The 19,834-nt window shown below is 64.7% G+C and carries 13 protein-coding genes; 9 read left to right on the forward strand and 4 right to left on the reverse strand.

Annotation, left to right across the window (positions count from 1 at the left end; all coding sequences use genetic code 11):
- Window positions 1-10 precede the first annotated feature (10 nt).
- Together DESFRDRAFT_RS09540 and DESFRDRAFT_RS09545 are read right to left on the reverse strand one after the other, a co-directional pair.
- Window positions 11-2,890, reverse strand: a complete 2,880-nt coding sequence (locus DESFRDRAFT_RS09540; RefSeq protein WP_005993382.1) for a caspase family protein — start codon at window positions 2,888-2,890, stop codon at window positions 11-13.
- 570 nt (window positions 2,891-3,460) lie between these two features.
- Window positions 3,461-6,313: an FAD-binding and (Fe-S)-binding domain-containing protein gene (locus tag DESFRDRAFT_RS09545; RefSeq protein WP_005993384.1), complete on the reverse strand. Its 2,853-nt coding sequence runs from the start codon at window positions 6,311-6,313 to the stop codon at window positions 3,461-3,463.
- Window positions 6,314-6,671: 358 nt separating this feature from the next.
- On the opposite strand from DESFRDRAFT_RS09545, the gene DESFRDRAFT_RS09550 reads away from it, so the two are divergent.
- Window positions 6,672-8,318, forward strand: coding sequence for a DUF5343 domain-containing protein (locus tag DESFRDRAFT_RS09550; protein WP_043794401.1), 1,647 nt, complete (start codon window positions 6,672-6,674; stop codon window positions 8,316-8,318).
- A gap of 70 nt (window positions 8,319-8,388) precedes the next feature.
- On the opposite strand, the gene mtnP is transcribed toward DESFRDRAFT_RS09550, so the two are convergent.
- Both mtnP and DESFRDRAFT_RS09560 read right to left on the reverse strand, forming a co-directional pair.
- Window positions 8,389-9,132 carry an S-methyl-5'-thioadenosine phosphorylase gene (mtnP, locus tag DESFRDRAFT_RS09555; RefSeq protein WP_005993388.1) on the reverse strand — a complete coding sequence of 248 codons (744 nt, stop codon included), beginning with the start codon at window positions 9,130-9,132 and terminating at the stop codon, window positions 8,389-8,391.
- Between the two features lie 138 nt (window positions 9,133-9,270).
- Window positions 9,271-9,786, reverse strand: a complete 516-nt coding sequence (locus DESFRDRAFT_RS09560) for an adenine phosphoribosyltransferase (RefSeq protein ID WP_005993390.1) — start codon at window positions 9,784-9,786, stop codon at window positions 9,271-9,273.
- 107 nt (window positions 9,787-9,893) lie between these two features.
- On the opposite strand from DESFRDRAFT_RS09560, the gene DESFRDRAFT_RS09565 reads away from it, so the two are divergent.
- The 8 genes from DESFRDRAFT_RS09565 to lnt all read left to right on the forward strand — a co-directional run bounded on the left by DESFRDRAFT_RS09565 (window position 9,894) and on the right by lnt (window position 19,827).
- Window positions 9,894-11,228, forward strand: coding sequence for an amidohydrolase (locus DESFRDRAFT_RS09565; protein WP_005993392.1), 1,335 nt, complete (start codon window positions 9,894-9,896; stop codon window positions 11,226-11,228).
- A gap of 87 nt (window positions 11,229-11,315) precedes the next feature.
- Window positions 11,316-11,558, forward strand: a complete 243-nt coding sequence (locus tag DESFRDRAFT_RS09570; protein WP_005993393.1) for a PxxKW family cysteine-rich protein — start codon at window positions 11,316-11,318, stop codon at window positions 11,556-11,558.
- Window positions 11,559-11,798: 240 nt separating this feature from the next.
- Complete coding sequence (locus DESFRDRAFT_RS09575) at window positions 11,799-13,022, forward strand: M20 family metallo-hydrolase (RefSeq protein ID WP_005993395.1); 1,224 nt, start codon at window positions 11,799-11,801, stop codon at window positions 13,020-13,022.
- Window positions 13,023-13,118: 96 nt separating this feature from the next.
- Entirely contained in the window at window positions 13,119-13,784 is a 666-nt protein-coding gene (locus tag DESFRDRAFT_RS09580; RefSeq protein ID WP_233489594.1) for a class I SAM-dependent methyltransferase, read from the forward strand.
- A gap of 206 nt (window positions 13,785-13,990) precedes the next feature.
- Entirely contained in the window at window positions 13,991-15,847 is a 1,857-nt protein-coding gene (gene mnmG / locus DESFRDRAFT_RS09585; protein WP_005993399.1) for a tRNA uridine-5-carboxymethylaminomethyl(34) synthesis enzyme MnmG, read from the forward strand.
- A 45-nt stretch (window positions 15,848-15,892) separates the two neighbouring features.
- On the forward strand, window positions 15,893-16,975 hold the full coding sequence (locus DESFRDRAFT_RS09590) for a hypothetical protein (protein WP_005993401.1): 1,083 nt from the start codon (window positions 15,893-15,895) through the stop codon (window positions 16,973-16,975).
- Between the two features lie 342 nt (window positions 16,976-17,317).
- A complete protein-coding gene (locus DESFRDRAFT_RS09595; protein WP_005993403.1) occupies window positions 17,318-18,133 on the forward strand; it encodes a hemolysin family protein in 816 nt (271 codons plus the stop codon).
- 167 nt (window positions 18,134-18,300) lie between these two features.
- Window positions 18,301-19,827, forward strand: a complete 1,527-nt coding sequence (lnt, locus tag DESFRDRAFT_RS09600) for an apolipoprotein N-acyltransferase (RefSeq protein WP_043794403.1) — start codon at window positions 18,301-18,303, stop codon at window positions 19,825-19,827.
- Window positions 19,828-19,834: the final 7 nt, after the last annotated feature.

Raw genomic sequence — 19,834 nt, forward strand, 5'->3', positions numbered from 1 at the left:
CCTTGACGCGCTAATCGGCGGCGATGGGGAAGTCCTCGACCGTGCCCGGGACGCCGGTGGTCGGGGTCTGTTCGCCGTGGGTGAGTTCCTTAACGCGCTCGGAGATGTAGAGGTCGAGCATCTTGAACGTCACCCGGCCGGTGTGGCGGATATCGGCCTTGCCCATCACCCCTTCGACCAGGGCCTTGGTGAAGGCGCCGTTTTGCCAGGCCGGATTTTCCAGGGAGTACTGGCGGCCGGTGGAGGCGGCGAAGACCACCGCGCCGTTGCCGGCGCTGGCCAGTTCGTTGATCACGCCGTTTATGTCGCCCATACCGCGCCGCTTGGTCTGCCCCATGACGGACCCGCTGTGGCAGGTATCGACAAAGAAAAGCGTCTTGCCGGCGATGTTGCGGATGGTCTTTTGGATCTCCATGAACGGCAGCCCGGAAGCGCGCAGCTTTTCCAGGTCCACCGTGGCCGGCAGGAAGTAGTAATCGCCGTTCTTGTCGTCCACGCCGTGGCCGGCCAGGAAGATCATGGCCACGTCGTGCTGAGTGGTCTGACGCTCGATCCAATCCAGGCCATTGAGGATGCCGTCCTTGGTGGCCGAGCCGTCGGTGAGCACGCGGGTGACCACGTCGCCGTAGAGCCGGCCTTTCTGCAGGGCCATGGCGGCGGCGAAATCCCGGGCGTCCTTGGCCGGGAATTGCAGGGCCAGGGATTTGTCGTCATAGGCCCCCACGCCAATGGCCAGGACGTAGAGCTTGGCCGCCGGAGCCGCCGGAGCCGCCGTCTTGCCGGCCCACTTGAGACGCACCGTGGCCGGGGCCGAAGGACCGTTCTTGTTGTCGGCGATAACGGAGAGCACCACGTCGCGCCGGGGCAGCGTCACCTTGGACTGCAACACGCTCGGCTCGAAACCGCGTCCGGCCACGGACGGATGGTCCTCGACCACGCGCGCGCCGTCGACCAGAACGCGCACGTCCGTGACATCCTCGCCGCCGGGGCTGCGCACGGCGAATTTGACCGTCGCATCCGGGGTGCTGAAGGCAGAACCGGCGGAAGGCGACAGGATCTCCACCACCGGCGGCCGGGCGGTCAGCACCGAGGGCGAACGGACATCGCCGCCCCGGGCCGCGTTGGCGGCGGCCAGGGCCCGGTCCTCGTCCAGGGTGCGAAGGGCCAGATCGACTACATCCGGGCGGTGAAAGGCGTCGCGAAAACGGGAAGCCGGAAAGAAGTCGGCGGCGCGGTCCGGGCCGTTGTTGACGTTCCAGCCGATCATGTCCTCGCCGCCGGAGGAGGCGTCGTAGTACCCGGACGGCGTCCAAAGCACCCAGCGCCGGCCGTCGGCATTGGGGAAATAGGACAGAATCTCGCGACCGTCCTCCATGCGATACCAGCGGATGGAGCCGTCGCCCATGGCCGCCGCCACCACACGGCCGTCGCCGCTGACGTTGACGGCCCAGACGGTGTCCGGGGCCGGGGTCTGCCACAAAGGCCGGCCGTCCGCGCCGTAGGCCCGCACGTTCCAGGCCGTGCCGAGGATGAGCCGCCGGCCGTCCGGGGCGATGGCCAGGGAATAGGCCGTCTCGAATTCCTTGAGCGCAAGCGGCTTGCCATTCAGCTGCGGCGTGCGGCCACCCTCCCAGCCCGTGACCACGAGGCCCGGGGCCTGGGTGCGGGGCGCGGTCATGCCGGGCGTGGGCGCGTCGATCTGGCGCAGGTCGCGCCCGGGCAGGGCGAAACGGTACAGGCCCTTTTGGGGCGTGGCGTCGTAGGCCACGGTTTCGCCGGTACGGTCAAGGTAGAAGCGGCGGGCCGAGGCGCGATAGTCGCGGATGGCCGGGGACCGGGTCATGCCGAAGGAGCCATCCGGCCGCAACACGCCCCAGCGCGGGGCCACGGTGCCATAGGCCAGCCCGCCGTCGGGCAGCGGGCAGATGGTCACCACGGCGGCCTTGCCCGTGTCCAAGTCCTGGTAGGCCACGAAATCGGCGGGCTTGAAGCGACGCACCGGGCAGCCCCGATCCGTCACCCAGCGCCCGGCGGCCAAAAGCGAACCGTCGGCGGCAAAAGCCACTGAGGCGAGGTTGCCGTTGTCCACGCCGGTCAGGTTCGGCGCGCCAAGAAGATTCAGCGTCTCGGCGTCCAGCACCGTGACGGCGGCGGTATCGGTAAAGCCCACGGCGAGCTGGGTCCCGTCCGGGGAAAAAGCCAGGGAAAAGGGACGCGAACCGCCCTGGGTCCTGGTCTTGGCCACGAGCGACAGACTCGTGTCCGTCACTTTGTACAGGCGGATGGCCCCGTCGTAGCAGGTGGTGGCCAGATGGCCCTTGCCGTCGAAGGCCGCGCCGTAGGACTCGCCGCCGTAAGCCTTGTCCCCGCCGACCAGGGACAGGTCGGACAGCCGCCAGACGCGCACGCCCTCCTCGCCCATGACCGCGGCCAGGTATGCGCCGTCGTGGGATACGGCCAGGTGGTTGATCACGCTCGGCAGGCCGGTCAGGCGCTTGACCATGCGGCCGGTCTCGCGCTCGAAAATATAGATGCTGTGGGTCTTGTCCCAGCCATAGCCGGTCCAGCCGCCGCAAAAGACGTAGCGGCCGTCGGGGCTCATGGCCACGCTGTAGAGCCTGCCCTCGTAGCCGTGGCCGATGGGCGGGCGCAGCACACGCAGTTGTTCGCCGGTCTTGATGTCCCAGACGCGGCAGGTTTTGTCGTCCGAGGCGGTTGCCAGATAGCGGCCGAGGCCATCCACGGCGATGCGCTTTATGAGCGCCGTGTGCATGCCGGTTTCGATGCGCAGTATGGGTTCGGCCGGCGGCGTACCGGCCGACGCGGCGGTGACGTGGCAGAAGGCGACAAGGATCAGGATGGCAGTCAGAATCAGGACGCGAAGGCGCATACGGTCACTCCTCGCCCCGTAACGGGCGGCGCGCATTCTTGTCCCAGTCGCAAACGGCGTCAAGAGGCGGGAGTGAAGGGGAAAAAGGAAAAAGCGTGCGAGAGGGGAAACCCTTTTGCAAAGGGTTCTCCCCTCTCGCGCTCTCCCCTTCCTAAATCTTCTATCTGACGGGATTAACTCTACGTAATATTTTGTTTTTACCAAACAAGAGTTCGGAAAACAAAACACCACAAGAGGAGATGGCCATAAGGCATATCGTTAAAAAGGCGATCCTAAATATTTTATGAACGTTGCGTAATCTCAGTCAGCATGCTCTCCATTGAAACAAGGAACCAGGAAAAGGACTTGCCCTTTTGGGAAGGACAGGCGGTTGCGCGGGGATGCCGGCATGGCCTGGGAATACTGTTCCCTCGCGCAGGAAGACCACCTTCCGCTATCTTGAAAATAACGCTCCATCCCGCATCGGGTGAAGCCCTTCACCCCCTTTGAAAGTTTTTGAAGGGGGTCCAGGGGGAAACTTTTTTCAAAAAGTTTCCCCCTGGCCGCCGGAGGCATCTCCGCCTCTTCGCCCTACTCCCCACCAGCCCGACTTGCCCGGTCCACCAAATAAACGATGGACTGGTAGGGTACGCCGCCGTGGTAGGACAACCCGATCTCGCAGGTACGGCTGTTGCTGTACCCCGACGTGGTGGTGGCCGGCAGCTTGCCGCGCAACTCGGCCAGAGCGGAAGCGTTGAGTTCCGGGTAGAAAAAGCCCCGGTCGCCGGCGAAGCCGCAGCAGTGGATGTCGCGCGGCACGACGACCTCGCGGGCGCAACGTTCGGCCAGGGCCGTGAACTTGGCCGTAAGCCCTATTTTGACCGAGGAGCAGGACACGTGGACGGCCACGGTTTCGGCCACGGGCGTGATGTCGAGGTACGGCAGGCAGTAGTCGGTGATAAATTCCACCGGTTCGTGCAGCTTGAGCCCCGGCTCCATGTGGGTGCGCATGGTGTAGAGGCAGGGGCTGGCGTCGCAGAGGATCGGGATTTCGCCGTCATTGCTGGCCCTTCGCAAGGCCGCCTCGAGCTCCCTGGATTTGCGTCCGGCCTCGCCGTGCATGCCCTTGGACTCGAGCGTGAGCCCGCAGCACAGCTCGCGCATGCCTTCCGGGAAGACGACGTCGTAGCCGGCCTTGGCCAGGATCGACATGGTGGCTTCGAAAAGTCCGCGCTGATCGGGGTCCAGGGCCGAGGGGCCCATGGAGCGGGTGGTGCAGCTCGGGAAGTAGACCACCTTGCGCCCCGTGCCATGACAGGTGGGATGAAAACGCGCCTTGGGCGCGGCCTTGGGCGCGTAGGGCGTCCAGTAAGGGACCATGCCCCGGCTCAGTTTGCGCAGCCCGTGGGTCATGGCGGTCATGGCCGACGTGCCGAGCAGGCGGTGCACGGCGTTCGACAGCCAAAGCCCCTTGGCGGAAAGGGCTGTGACAAGGCCGTAATGGTCGGCCACCCATCGCCCGATCCTGCGGCCGCGCTCGGTCGCTTCGCGCCGGCGGTAGTCCTTGGTGAAAACGCCCGTATCCACGGACACCGGGCAGACCGTTGCGCACAAGCCGTCGGCGGCGCAGGTCTGGTTGCCGTAATATTGGTAGTCTTCGTGAAAGAGGTCGAAGTCCGCCTTGTCCCCCTTGGCGGCGGCAAGGGCCATGTGGCGTTGGAGGGTGATGCGCTGGCGCGGGGTGGTGGTGACGTTTCGCGAGGGGCAGATGGACTCGCAGTAGCCGCATTCGATGCAGGGGTCGATCAACGGGCTCACCTTGGGCAAGGGCTTCAGGTTCTTCATGTGCACCTGCGGGTCATCGGTGAGGATCACGCCCGGGTTGAGCAGGTTTTCCGGGTCGAAGGCGCGTTTGAGGCGTTTCATGAACGCATAGGCCGTGGCCCCCCACTCCATCTCCACAAACGGGGCCATGTTCCGGCCGGTGCCGTGCTCGCCCTTGAGCGACCCGTCGTAGCGGCCGACGACCATATTGGTGACATCGTCGATCAGGTGCTTGTAGTTGGCGACGGAGGCCGGATCGCCGAAATCCGGGCAAAAAACGAAGTGGATGTTGCCTTCCAGGGCATGGCCGAAAATGATGCCTTCGGCGAAGCCGTGGTGGCGCATGAGGCGCTGGACCTCCACCGTGCCCTCGGCCAGCTTGTCAATGGGAAAGACCACGTCCTCGATGATGACGGCGGAACCGGGTTTGCGCGCGCCGCCGACCGAGGTGAAAAGGCCGCGCCGGATGTTCCAGAGCTTTTCGTAATCTTCCTTCTTGTCCATAAAGAGCAGCGGAAAAAGCGGCGAAAGTCCGGACACCCGGTCCAGAGCGGCCTCGATCTGGGCGAGCAAGCCCGGCTTGTCCGCCGCGCGCACCTCGACCAGCACAGCGGCGGCGTCTTCGTCGAGTCCTTTGAGAGAGGACGGCATGCCCGGCTTGTCCTCGACGGAGCGCAACGAGGCCCGGTCCATAAGTTCGGCCGCGGCCACGGGCAGGGACTTGAGCAGCGCGGCGGCACGGCAGGCGTCGGCGATACTCGGGTAGAGCATCAGCGACGAGGCCTTGTGGGGATGTTCGACGACCGTGCGGTAGGTGACCTCACTGATAAAGGCCAGCGTGCCTTCGGAACCGACGACGAGGTGGAGCAGGATATCGAAGGGCTCGGTGAAATCCACAAAGGCGTTCAGGCTGTAGCCCGTCGTGTTCTTGATCTTGAATTTGCGGCGGATGCGCTCGGTAAGCGCGGCATCGGCGGCGATCTCGTCGCGGATGGCGGCGAGCTCGGCCAAAAGCCCGGCATGGATCTTCTCGAAACGCGCCCGGGATACGGGGTCGGCCGTGTCCAGGGCGGTGCCGTCCACAAAGACGAGCTTCATGGATTCCACGGTCTTGTAACTGTTTTCCGCCGTGCCGCAACACATGCCCGAGGAGTTGTTGGCCGCGATGCCGCCGATCATGCAGGCATTGATCGACGCCGGGTCCGGGCCGATCTTGCGGCCATAAGGGGCCAGACGGAAATTGGCCTCGGCCCCGATGACGCCGGGCTCGATACTGACATGGGATGCGCCGGGGTGGATGCGCAATCCCCGGAAGTTGCCGGCGAGATAGACCAGCACCGAGTCGGTGAGCGCCTGTCCGGACAGGCTGGTGCCGGCGGTGCGGAAGGTGACGGACACCTTGGCGCCCGAGGCGGCGCGCAGAATGTGCGCCACTTCCGCCTCGTCCGTGGCCTTGACCACGATCTTGGGGACCAGCCGGTAGAAGCTGGCGTCATCGCCCAGGGCCAGGGTGTGAAACGGCCCGAGGAAAATGCGGTCCGCCGGGAGGAACGCGGCAATGCGGTCGTAAAACGTCTTATGCGCCGGAGGCAGCGTGCTGTCGTGGCCGGGATGCGTCATGGGAAGGCTCCTTGGCGGCGGGGCGCGTCGCTTGGGGGAATGAAGGTTTCTTATGCCACTATTTTCCGGGGTTGGGCAATGGGCGGGCCATGGGATGCGACATGACGCGGCAACAGCGTATTTCCTATCATTTTGGTTTTCTTTGAAGAATACACGTCAAGGCAAAATGGATGACAAAACAGGCGAAATGGCTATAATGAGATATTGAATTTTCACCGCCGACGCGGCCAATTGGAGATGCAAGGAGAGTCGCTTGTTTTTCAATCTGTTTACCCCTGGCACGAGTACAATGCCGCCATCCTTTGAACCCGCATCCAACAGGCGAGATGCGTCAAAGGCCCTTCCCGACGCCTATTCCTTGAAGACCGGGAGCATCCCCAAATATTTCCAGGCACTGCTGGCGTTGCCTGTGCCCGAAGTCTTCGATGCGGCGTTTTTTGCCGATATCGGATTCCGCTACGCCATCGACCGCGCGTTTATCGATATTCTTAAAGAAATGCGTTTTCTTCATGCCGACGGCAGGCCGACACGGCGTTACTTCGACTTCCATGACGGCATTGCGGCTTCCGACGCACTCCTTGACGGTATCCGCGACGCCTACGGCGGGCTCCTGGAAATGGAACCCGATGCCCGCGCCCTGCCGCAACGCCAGATATTCGAGACACTCAAGGCGTTATACGCCGGCAGCAAACCAGACATGATGGTCATTGGCATCGCCAAGACCTTCGTGGCGCTTTGCCAATACGCCGAGGAAATCGATCGCAACCCTCCGCCGCTGCACGCCGCCACGGAAGTGCGGACCGAGGATGCCGGCAAACAAGACGAGGCGGGCGCGGAATCTCCTTCTTCGGGCGCGCCCCGGGAGGCGATGGAAGCCGACCGGCCCGAACCGGCGCTTTCCCTTGATGCGGTCGCGGAGGCGACTCCGGCCGAGGAGCCGGAAACGGCGCGCGCCGAGAGCGCGGACGAGCCCGCCCTTTCGTTCGTGCCCCCCGAACCGGGTTTCTTTCCCGAGCCGGCGGCAACGGACCTTGTCCCCGATCGGCCGGAAACGGTCGTCCCGGACGACGTCTCTGAGGAGCCCATCCTCTTGACGTTGGACCAGCCGGAAGCTGACGGACCGGTCGAGGCATCCGTGGCGGACTCCCTGGACGCTCCTTTCGAGCTGGAAACGCCGCAAGAAAGGACTAAAATCGGGCGTTCCTTCGACCATGACACGGCCCCCCGCTCTTTGGAACAACCAGAGGACGCGATGTCGACAGAGGAGGCCCGGATCGAGAGCACCGTTGCCGGGCCCGAACCGGGCACCCCGGCTGACGGAATCGAAATCGTCATCGACGGGGATGCCCGACCGGAAACGTCCGTAGTCGCCTCTCCCGCGCTGCCGCGTCTCGAGCTCGACGCGTCCTGGCAACCCTCACAGGCCGCCACGGCCGCGCCGGCCGACACCGCGCAAGAGCCCCTTTCCGGCGCCGATCCGGCCCCAAAAGCCCCGACAGTCCCGGCCGCCTCGACGCAAGAGGACATCCCTGCCGGCGACCAGCAGGCCTCCCTCCTGCCCCCCCTTGTCCTGGAAGAGGAAGCCTCGCCGACGACGCAACCGCCCGAGGCGGCGGAAGAGCCGGCGACGCCGGCGGCAAGCGTGTCCCCCAACCTCGCATTGGAACCGGAAACCCGGGAAAACGAAGCGACCGTTGCGCCCGGAATCGACGCTTTGACTGCCGAAGACCTCTCTCCGGACGCCGCGACGCAGGATGTTTCGCCCCTCTCCTTCACGGAAACAGCGCCCGGTGCCGATCCTGCCGGGGAAGACATTCCCGAAACCTCTCCCCACGAGGCGGGACCGGAACTTACGTCGCCGATGCGCCTTTCCGTGCATGGCGTTTATGCAAGCGACGCCCAGCCGCATACCATCAATTTCGTGCTGCCGGAGACCCGGGACCATGCCGTGTACGAGGCCATTTTCGCCAGCTTCAGGCGGCAGTTCCTCAAAGCGGAAAAATAAGCCTCCTTCCGAAACAAAAAAAGGCGCTCCGGTCGGAGCGCCTTTTTTATGGGAGACGGCGCGCGCGCCGTCACATTTCCTTGATGACATCAACCAGCACATTGGTCACTTTCTCGGCGTTCTCCTTGAAGATCGTGACGATCTCCTCCCAGTTCACCGGCGGCTCGTCCGTCTTCCAGCAGTCGTAGTCCGTGCTCATGGCCACGGCGGCGTAGGGCACGCCGGCTTCCACGGCCAGGGCGCACTCCGTGGCCACGCTCATGTTGATGACGTCGGCCCCGAGGATGCGAAACATGTTGGACTCGGCCCGGGTCGAAAAACGCGGCCCTTCGATGGTCACCACCGTCCCTTTGTCATGATGGCGATAGCCGAACTTGCGGCAGGCGCTTATGAGCAGTTCGCGAAGCGGCTCGGAAAACGGGTCGGCCATGGGGGTATGGGCCGGATTGTGGGGTTCGAAACGGTCGTGGAAGGTCGCCACCCGGCGCTTGGTGAAGTCGATGAACTGGTCGAGGATGACGAGGTCGCCCCGGCCGATCTCCTGGCGCAACGAGCCCACGGCCGTGGTGGAAAGGATGGCCGCGCAACCGACCGCGCGCAGGGCGTGAATGTTGGCCCGGTAGTTGACGTGGCTCGGCGTGGCCGTGTGGGCGCGCCCGTGGCGGGCCAGAAGCACCACGCTCTTGCCGGCGATCTTGCCCTGGCGCAGGGTCGAATTCGGCGGCCCGTACGGGGTATCGAGCTCCAGGTCGGTGGGGTTGTCGAGGATGTTGGGATCGTCCAGGCCGCTGCCGCCGATGATGCCGATCTTCATGTGGTTAGGCTCTCAACGGTCCGTACCCGGCAAGGCCGGACGGACCGCTTCCATGTTGCGGGTTTTCGCTGCCGACCGGACGCCGATTGCGCCTATTCCCTGCGCGATAGCTCCGGACGTCATGCTTCGCGGCCGGCCTCAGGCAATCTGCAGGATGCTCTCGCAGTCGTAGGTGCTAAACTGTTGCTTGCCGTTTAAAAAGGTCAGCTCGATGACCACGCCGATGCCGACGATTGCGGCCCCGAATTCTTCCACCAGCTTCACCACCCCGGAAAGCGTGCCGCCGGTCGCCAGCAAATCGTCGATGACCAGCACCTTTTCGCCGCGCAACAGCGCGTCCTCGTGCATGCACAGCGTATCGGAACCGTATTCCAGGTCGTAGGAGACGGACCGCGTCTTGTAGGGCAGCTTGCCGGGTTTGCGCACCGGCACGAAGCCGATGCCCATCTTGTAGGCGAGCGCCGCGCCGAAAATGAATCCCCGGGCCTCGGCGGCCACGATCTTGGTCGCTCCCGACGCGGCAAAGCGTTCTGCCAGCGCGTCCACGGCCCGGCGAAACCCTTCCGGATCGCCCAAAAGCGGCGTGATGTCGAAAAAGAGGATGCCCTGCTTGGGATAGTCCGGGATGTCGCGAATGAGTTTGCGCAGATCCATGGCCGTCTCCTTGAAAAATGCGAAGTGGTACCGAGTCGGATTAGGGATTTTGCCAGGCATGGTCAAGCGGCCTTGGCCCGAAACGGAAGCTGCGTTACAAGGCCCCCATGCAAACGCAACACACCGCCTTCCCTTGCGACATGCTCGTTGCCGCCGGCATCCTGGTCACCCAGGACGACGACCGGCGAATACTTTCCGACGCGGCCCTGGTCGTAACCGATGGGCGCATCGCGGCCATTGGCCCGGCCGATGCCCTGGCCAAGGCCTACGCGCCGCGAGAGACCCTCGACCTGTCGGGCTGCCTGGTGCTGCCGGGGCTCGTCAATACCCACGGCCACGCGGCCATGACGCTTTTCCGGGGACTGTGCGACGACGCGCCGCTTTCCGTCTGGCTCTCCGAGCACATCTGGCCGGCCGAGGCAAGGCTCGACGCGGCGGCCGTTTCCCTCGGCACACGGCTTGCCTGCGCCGAGATGCTGGCCACGGGCACGACCTGCTTTTGCGACGCCTATCTGTATGTCGACGCCATCGCCGACGCGGTGGAGGAAGCGGGCATGCGCGCCGTCATCAGCCAGGGCGTGTTCGAGATCGAAAACGCCGGGTTCAAGACCGTGGACGCGGCCTTAAACGCCGCCGGGGCGCTCACCGACCGGCTGGCCGGCCACGACCGGCTGCGCCCGGCCATTTTTCCCCACGCGGTCTACACCTGCTCGGCCAAAACACTGACGCGCTGCGCCGATTTCGCCCGGTCCCAAAACGTGCTCCTGTCCACCCACGCCGCGGAAACCGCCCGGGAAAACGAGGATTGCCTCCAAGCCAACGGCGCGCGGGTCATCCCCTACCTCAACGAACTGGGGCTGCTCGGCCAAAATACCCTGCTGGCCCACGGCGTGGCCCTCGATGCCGCCGATATCGGCATTCTGGCCGCAACCGGCACGTCCGTGGCCCATTGCCCCAAAAGCAACATGAAGCTCGGCAGCGGGATCGCGCCCGTGGCCGCCCTGCGCGAGGCCGGGGTGACGGTTGCCCTCGGCACCGACGGCGCGGCCAGCAACAATACCCTGAACCTCATTTCGGAAATGCAGACCGCCGCCCTGCTCCAGAAGGTGGCCGCCTGCGACCCCACCCTGCTTGCGGCCGAGGCGGCCCTGGACATGGCCACCCGCGACGGCGCGGCCGCCATCGGCTGGCCGGAACTCGGACGCCTGACGGTCGGCGGCCCGGCCGACCTGTGCGCCCTGGACATGAGCCGGCCGCAACTCACCCCGGCTTTCGATCCCGTTTCGGACGCCGTCTACGCGGCCAACGGCGGCGAAGTCGCCTGCACCATGGTGGCGGGCAAGGTGCTCTACCGAAACGGCGCATTCCCGGGGTTCGACTACCCCGCCCTCGTGGCCGCCTTCAAGGAAACGGCGGCGCGGCTCACGCGGCCCGGGGCTTGACAAAACCCGCCGGCTCCATAATAAAGGCTGGCTTTCCGCTGAAATCATTCCCGCGCCCCAATTCTGCGCGGCCCGGAGGTTATTCCCATGTCCCAGGTCATTACCGTCAACGGCGTCGAGTGCCATCCCATCGTGGACAAATGCGAGGGCTGCGAACGCATCCTGGAGCAGGACGGCGGCAAATACTGCAAGAGCTATCCCATGCCCGAACGCAAATGGGCCCAGAAGGTCTGCAACTTCGCTACCCACGTCAAGCTCGAAGTCGACAAGGGCGGCAAGGTCAGCATCAACCCCTTGAAGGCTTCCAAGCGCGCCGCCCGCGGCCGTTAGGAGAGATTAGAGGCAGGGTGCGAGAGGGGAAACCCTTTAAAGAGGGTTCTCCCCTCTCGCGCTCTCCCCTTCCTAAATCTTTTTTCTTTCGAGGGTTGTCATACCGCATCTTTTTTGCGTCCATGCCGGGAGGCTTGCCTTCCGGCTTTTTGCGTTTGCGTGTCCGGTTTGCCATCGCCCAACCAAGCGGCTATGCATGAACGGTATGCCGAAATGTCCTTCCAACCGCCCGGAGCCCCTATGTTAGACGCCCTGCTTGCGCGGCTCGACGCCATGCGCGACACGGTCATCGACCTGCAACGCGAACTGACCGCCATACCCGCCCTCGGCCCGGACAACGGCGGCCCCGGCGAACGGGAAAAAGCCGATCGCTTAAAAGCCCTGCTCGCCGCCATGGGCTTTCCCGAAGCCCGGGAAATAAACGCCCCGGATTCACGCGTACCCTGCGGCCACCGGCCGAACCTGGCCGTGGTCATCCCGGGCAGGGATACGTCCCGCACCCTGTGGGTCATCTCCCATATCGACATCGTGCCGCCGGGCGACCGCACCCTGTGGAAGACCGATCCCTATACCCTGGCCGTGGACGGCGACGCCATTTTCGGCCGGGGCGTGGAAGACAACCAGCAGGCCATCGCCAGCTCGGTTGCCCTCGGCAAGGCGATCCTCGACGCCGGGGAGACGCCGCCCATCAATTACGGCCTGCTCTTCGTGGCCGACGAGGAAACCGGCAGCAAGTACGGCCTCGATTACGTGGCCGAACACCACGACGGCCTTTTCACCCCGGACGACCTCTTTCTCGTGCCCGACTTCGGCCAGGCCGACAGCGAGATGGTCGAGGTGGCCGAAAAAAGCATGCTGTGGCTGAAAATCATCGTCAACGGCCGGCAATGCCATGCCTCCACACCGGAAGCCGGCGTCAACTCCCTGGCCGCCGCCGCGCTTTTCATCCTCAAGATTCCCAAGCTCCACGACCGCTTTCCGGCCAAGAATCCGCTGTTCCAGCCGGCCAACTCCACCTTCGAGCCGACCAAGAAAGAGGCCAACGTGGAGAACATCAACACCATCCCCGGCCGCGACGTGTTCTACGTCGACTGCCGCGTGCTGCCCGAGTATCCCCTGGACGACGTGCTCGCCGTCATCCGCGAATACGGCGCCGAGGTCGAGGCCGCCTGCGGCGTGACCGTCGACTACGAGGTCGTGCAGCGGGAACAGGCCGCCCCGACCACCCCGGAAGACGCCCCCATCGTGCGCAAGGTCATGAGCGCCGTCCGGGCGGTCTACGGCGCCAATCCCCGCCCCATGGGCATCGGCGGCGGCACCGTGGCCGCCTACCTGCGCCGGCGCGGCTACCCGACCGTGGTCTGGGCCACCCTCGTGCACAACGCCCACCAGCCCAACGAACGCTCCAGCATCCGCGCCACCCTGGGCGACGCCAAGGTCATGGCCCGGGTGTTGTTCGAGTAGGGAAGCGCAATCGGGGTTCCGCCCCGCTCCCCGCCGGGGGCAACCATCCCCCCGGCCCACCTTCACGTCTGACAAGGGTAGAGAAAAATGCGGTTCATGCAGTGGTTGAAAGAGAGACGCCTCGGCCAATGCCGCCGGCCGTCGGGCCTTCTTGGCGAATACGTGGCCCGGCGCATGAACCGCTACCATTATCCGCTGACCAGCTGGGGCCTGGACCACGTCCTGGTCGGAAAAGACAACTTCGTTTTGGACATCGGCTGCGGCGGCGGCCGCACCGCCGGCCGGCTGGCCAGGCTCGCCCCGGACGGCCTGGTCGTCGGCATCGACGTCTCGGACAAAAGCCTGGGCCTTTCCCGGCGCGTCAACCGCAAAGCCATCCAGCAAGGCCATGTCGCCATCCGCAAGGCCTCGGTCATGGAAATCCCCTTCCCGGCGGATACGTTCCATCTGGCCACGGCCGTGGAGACGCACTATTTCTGGCCAGACATCACCAAGGGACTGGCGGAAATCCTGCGGGTGCTGCGGCCGGGCGGCAGCTTTGTGCTGATCGCCGAAGTCTACCGTTGCGACCGCTTCGACGCCCGCAACCGCAAATGGCTGGAACTCACGCCCATGGCCTACCTCGACACGACGGAATTCCACGACTGCTTCGCCGCCGCCGGCTTCGACGGCATCGGCGTCTACGAGCACACCGAAGAAGGTTGGATCTGCTGCGTCGGCCGAAAGAAGAGGCCTCCGGCGGCCGGGGGGAACTTTTTTTAAAAAAAAAGTTCCCCCCGGACCCCCTTCCAAAAAATTTTCATAATATTATCCTGGCAATGTGCATTGACACCATACCTATTGGCTTATTCCCTTCCCAACGTATTCTCTGTGTCCATCACCACCCCCGTTAAAAGTTTTTTGAAGGGGGTGCAGGGGGAAACTTTTTTCAAAAAGTTTCCCCCTGCCCGCCGGAGGCATCCCATCCCATGACATTCGACCTTATCGTCGTCGGCGCCGGGCACGCCGGGTGCGAGGCGGCCATGGCCGCGGCCCGACTGGGACTTGAGACGCTGCTTGTGACCCAAAACGTGGACCGCATCGGCCATTTGTCCTGCAACCCGGCCATCGGCGGGCTGGCCAAGGGGCACATGGTCCGCGAAATCGACGCGCTCGGCGGCATGATGGGCCTTTGGGCCGACGCGGCCGGCATCCAGTTCCGCACCCTCAACACCCGCAAAGGGCCGGCCGTGCGCTCCACCCGGGCCCAGATCGACCGCGACGCCTACATGCGCGTGGTCAAGGCGGCGGTTTTCGGCCAGGACAATCTGACCGTGCGCCAGGACTCGGTGGAGGAGGTGCTGGCCGTGGACGGCCGGGCCCGCGGGGTGCGCGTGGCCTCGGGAGAGGATTTCGCGGCCCGGGTAGTGCTTCTCACCACCGGCACGTTTCTTTGCGGCCTCATGCACATCGGGCTGACCAAGCTTCGCGGCGGCCGGCTCGGCGATCCGCCCTCGGACGGGCTTTCGGCCAGCCTGCGCCGCCACGGCATCGCCCTTGGCCGGCTCAAGACCGGCACCACGCCCCGGCTTTTGGCCAAGAGCATCGATTTTTCCGTCACCACGCCCCAGCCCGGGGACACCTCTCCCCCGCCGTTCAGCTTCCATGGCCCGGGGCCTATCTTGCCGCAGGTTCCCTGCCATCTGACCTACACCAACGCCCGCACCCACGAGGCCATCCGGGCCGGATTCGACCGTTCGCCGCTTTTTACCGGCGTCATCGAGGGCACGGGGGCGCGCTATTGTCCGTCGGTGGAGGACAAGGTGGCGCGGTTTCCCGAGCGCGACCGCCATCACGTCTTTCTGGAACCGGAAGGCCTGGAGAGCCCGGAAATCTATCCCAACGGCATCTCCACGAGCCTGCCCATCGAGACGCAAAAGGCCATGATCGCCACCATCCCGGGGCTGGAAAAGGCGGTCATCGTGCGCCCCGGCTATGCCATTGAATACGACTACGCCGACCCGGTGCAGCTTTTGCCCACGCTCGAGACCAAGGCCCTGCCCGGGCTCTATCTGGCCGGCCAGATCAACGGCACCTCGGGTTACGAGGAGGCGGCGGGACAAGGGCTGTGGGCGGCGCTCAACGTCTTTTGCGCCCTGGCCGGGCGCGAGCCGTTCCTGCCCCGGCGCGATCAGGCCTACACCGCCGTGCTGGTTGACGATCTGGTCACCAAGGGCACGAGCGAACCCTACCGCATGTTCACCTCCCGGGCCGAGCACCGGCTGCTGTTGCGCGAGGGCAACGCCGACGCGAGGCTCACCCCCATGGGCCGGGAACTCGGCCTAGTCGGCGACCGCCAGTGGGATCTGTATCGCCGCAAGGAGGCGGCGCTCGCCGCCGTCATCGAAGGAATCGCCGCGCGCCGAGTGCGGCCCGACGACTGCGACGACGCGGACTGGCAGACGCTTGGCGGCCGGCCCCATGACCGCAGTCTGCGCCTGGAGGAGCTTTTGCGCCGGCCCGAGGTGGGAATTGCCGATCTGGCCCGTTTCTGGCCGGAGTTGGGGAGTCTCGATGCGATCATCGCCGTGGAAGCCGAAACGCGGATCAAATACGAAGGGTATCTGCGCCGCCAGGAAGAGCTGGCCGGGCGCATGGACCGCCTGGAAGCCGTGCTGTTGCCGCCGGGGATCGACTATGCCGCCGTGGCCGGATTGTCGCGGGAGGTGGTGGAAAAACTCACGCGCATCGCGCCGCGCAGCCTGGGCCAGGCCGGGCGCATCTCCGGCGTCACCCCGGCCGCGCTTTCCTGCCTGGAAATCCATCTGAAAAAGCATTTCGACTGATCGCGCGGGCTTGTGCCTGTCAGGATGTTCGCTTATGGAGAATTTATGCTTTCTTCCAGGGCCATAGGCGAACTCCCGGCTTTTTTGAGCCTCTTCGACCCCGGTTGGTGGAATCGCATGCTCGACGCCACCACTTCGGGGCATTATTCGCCCGAGGCCATGATCCTGATGGCCGGCGTCTTCGGCCTGGCTTTTCTGGCCATCACCGCCGGCTTTTTCCTCAAAATCCATATAGGGAAAAAGGAAGCCGTCCCGTCTTCCTGGATCGTCAGCCCCGGCGAAATCCGCGCCCTCCTCGACACGGCCCAGACCCAGCGCAGCAAGGTGCGGGTCAGCTTCGTGCGCGATGATCCCGGCGCCCGCTCCACCGACGCCTCCATCCTGTCCGCCGATCCCGCCCGGGGCATCGAACTGGAAATGACCTCCCTCGTGCGGGCCACGCCGTCCTGGATCGGCAAGCTGGTGGTCTGCGATTTCAGACTGCGCCTGGACCCGCGCAAGGATTACCAGACCTTTTACAACTTCGTGACCCCCATCATGGCCGTCCGCAAGGCCAACGACGATTTCGTCCATATGCACGTGGGCTGGCCGACCCGGCTCGAACTCGAGCAGAAACGGGGATTCTTGCGGGTGGAGCCTCCCCGGGCATTTGTGCTCGAATTGGCCCTGTGGCACGAAAACACCATCAAGATGGCCAAGGGCAATTTCGCCCTGCCCTCCACCTGGGGCAAGCCCCTGGTGCGTCTGGACCCGAATCTCGCCAAGCCAGACGTCGAGCTGCGCAACATTTCCGGCGGCGGCCTGCGCCTGGAAGTCCAGGCCGAAGCCATGAACAACCACACCGGGCTTTTCGAGCCTGCCAACCGTTTTCTCATGCATCTGCTTTTGGCCGAGCCGGAAGCCGAACAGCCCGTGGAATTTTTCCTGGCCTTGCGTTTGCAAAACGCCTACGGCGATCCCGGCCTCTCCGGCACCAAGGGCTTCGGCTTCCATATCCTGAGCTTCGGCGTGCCGACCGAAACGCCCCGGGAGAACCTGTCCTGGAAGACCGCCGCCGCCGGCGTCCCGGCCCTGGACGATTGGGCCTTCAGGCGGCATCTGGCCATGTACCGCTCCCGGGGGGAATGACGCCTGCCCCCGTTATAAAAAGAGCGGGCAGAACGAAGACGGATCGCGCCAGGAGGGCGCAATCCGGTTTCAAAAAGCCGGCGCGGCGACGGCGCGGTCCGGCCCATGGACGGGCAGCGGTGATTTTGCTATCCGGGCCACGTTTTTTCGCGAAACGTCGGCAGGATGTCACGTACGGCGGCCCATAATGACCGATGTCGCGCCTTTTGGGATAATATGATCTTATTGTCTCGGGAAATATAACCATTCAAATATGTTGCCGTCGCCATCCGCAGCGACCCATTCCTGCGGTGCGACACGAAGAAGGCGCGGTCCGAAGCGGGCCCGCCAAGGAGAAAAAGGTTGGACGACGATTCCGACAGTCGATTCTGGGGCGCATTGGGGAAGTTTTTCCGCCAGAAAAGCATTTCCATCGAAGAGCTCATCCTGGAGGCCAAGGCGGAGGGGACCCTCATCCAGGAAGACGCCTCCATGCTGCTCAACATCCTGCGCCTGGAAAAAAAGCAGGTCTTCGACATCATGATTCCCCGGCCCGACATCGTCTGCGCCGAGGCCGACGACGGCATCCCGGCCATCTGTGATCTCATCCGCACCCACGGGCACTCCCGCATCCCCGTTTACGAGGGGAACCGGGACAACATCCTGGGCATTGTCTACGCCAAGGACCTGCTCTCCCATATCGTGGGGGCCCAAGGGGAAATGCCCGACCCCAGGGCCATCATGCGGGCCCCGCTGTTCGTTCCCGAAACCCTCGACCTCAAGCGCATGCTGCTGGAATTTCGCAGCCAGAAAAAGCACATGGCCGTCGCCCTGGACGAATACGGCGGCACCTCGGGGCTCATCACTCTGGAGGACGTGCTGGAAGAGATCGTGGGCGAGATCGAGGACGAGCACGACCCGAGCAAGCCCGAGGAAATCCAGGAAACGGGCCCCGGCGTCTACCGCGTCTCCGGCCGCTTTCCCCTGGAGGACCTGAACGCCGCCCTGGGCCTCGACCTGGAATCGGAGCAAGTGGAGACCATCGGCGGCTTTTTGACCGAGCTGGCCGGCCGGGTGCCGCGCCAGGGCGACGCCTTCACACTGGAAGGCCGCCGCTTCACCATCCGGGAGGCGGACCGCCGCCAGATCCGCTGGATCGCCATCGAGCCCGCCGCCTAGTGTCGCACCCTCGCAATGGCCCTATCCCGATTACAATGGCGACATCTTTCCCCACCCGTATTCTTCTTCAAAACTACGGGCGTATTTTCTAAGAAACGCGACGCATTGTCCCCCGTGAAAAATCCCTTCGGCATCTCCTCAACCCGTGGCGTCCACAAAGAAGCATCGTGACGACAGCTTGCATATTGGCCGTGATCGGCGCCTGGCTGGGTTTCGCCAATCCCGTCTACCGCCTGCCCGCCCTGGTCCTGCTGTTGCCGGCCGGACTGGCCGTAGCCGCCGTAAGGGCCCCATCGCTCAAGTCCGCGCTCAAGGCCGGCTGGTTGATCGGGGCGCTTGCCGCCTGCGGCAGCCTGTACTGGACGGCGCTGCCCATCCATGACTACGGCGGCCTGGCCTGGCCCTTGGCCCTGCCCGTGCCGGTGCTGGTCGGCATGGTGCTCGGGCTTTACACCATGTTTTTGGCCGGCCTGACCCGCTTTGGCGCGGCCCGGCTTTCGCCGTGGCTGTTCGGACCGTTTTACGCCCTCGCCTGGGCCTGCATGGAAATGGCCCGGGGGACCCTTCTGACCGGCTTTCCCTGGCTCGTCCTGGCCGGCGCGCTTTCCCCCTGGCCGGCGACCATCCAGGGCGCGGCCTTTCTCGGCGCCTACGGCCTCTCCGGCCTGCTCGCCGGACTGGCCGGCTGGATCGCCGTGTGCGGCCCCATCTCCCGCCAAGGGCTTGTCGCCGTGCTGGCCTTCGTGGGGCTTTTTTTCCTGGGCAACAGCCGCCTCGACGCTCCCGTCGCCAAGGACGGGGCCATCCATGCCACCATCGTCCAGGGCAACGTGGACCAAAGCCGCAAATGGGACCCCGAATCCCAGCGCGACACGGTGGAGAAGTATATCGCCCTGTCGCGTCAGGCCATCAAGGACGCGCCCACCGACCTGCTCGTCTGGCCGGAAACGACCATGCCGTTTTATTACCAGGACCACGGGCCGCTTTCCGCCATGCTGGCCGATTTCGCGGCCGCGTCCAAGGTGCCGATCGTCTTCGGCGCGCCGGCCTACGAGCGCCGCCCCGAGGGGCCGGTGCTTTTCAACCGGGCCTACCTGCTCATGCCGTCGGGAAGCGAAAGCTACTACGACAAGGAGCACCTCGTCCCCTTCGGCGAGTACGTGCCGTTTGGAAAATACCTCCCCTTCATCCACAAGCTGGTCGAGGGCGTGGGCGACTTCCGTCCCGGGCACGCCGAGAAGCCCCTCGGCGAGGGCAACCTTGCCCTGGGCATGCTCATCTGCTATGAAGCAATCTTTCCGGAACTGGCGCAACAGCGGGTCACGGCCGGGGCCAACATCCTGGTCAACATCTCCAACGACTCCTGGTTTGGCGATTCCGCCGCGCCGCGCCAACATCTCGACGTGGCCCTGCTTCGCGCCGTGGAACAGGGACGGGCCATCATCCGGGGCACCAACTCGGGCATTTCCGCCGTGATCGACCCCCGGGGACGCATCATGGCCCAGGGCGGACTTTTCACCACGTTGACCCTGCCGTGCCCGGAGGTGCCCATCGTGTCGGAAACGACCTGGTTCCACCGCCATTTCAAGTTATTGACTTTTGCCGTGCCGGGAGCTTTCCTGGCGCTGTGTCTGGTCGCCCTTGTTTCCCCCAAACGCCGCGATGCCGTTTCTCCCCGCGGCACAAGCCTGTAAGCGAGCC

Origin of the sequence: Solidesulfovibrio fructosivorans JJ] (genome assembly GCF_000179555.1) — a bacterium.
In the GTDB taxonomy this organism is placed as follows: Bacteria; Desulfobacterota; Desulfovibrionia; order Desulfovibrionales; family Desulfovibrionaceae; genus Solidesulfovibrio; species Solidesulfovibrio fructosivorans.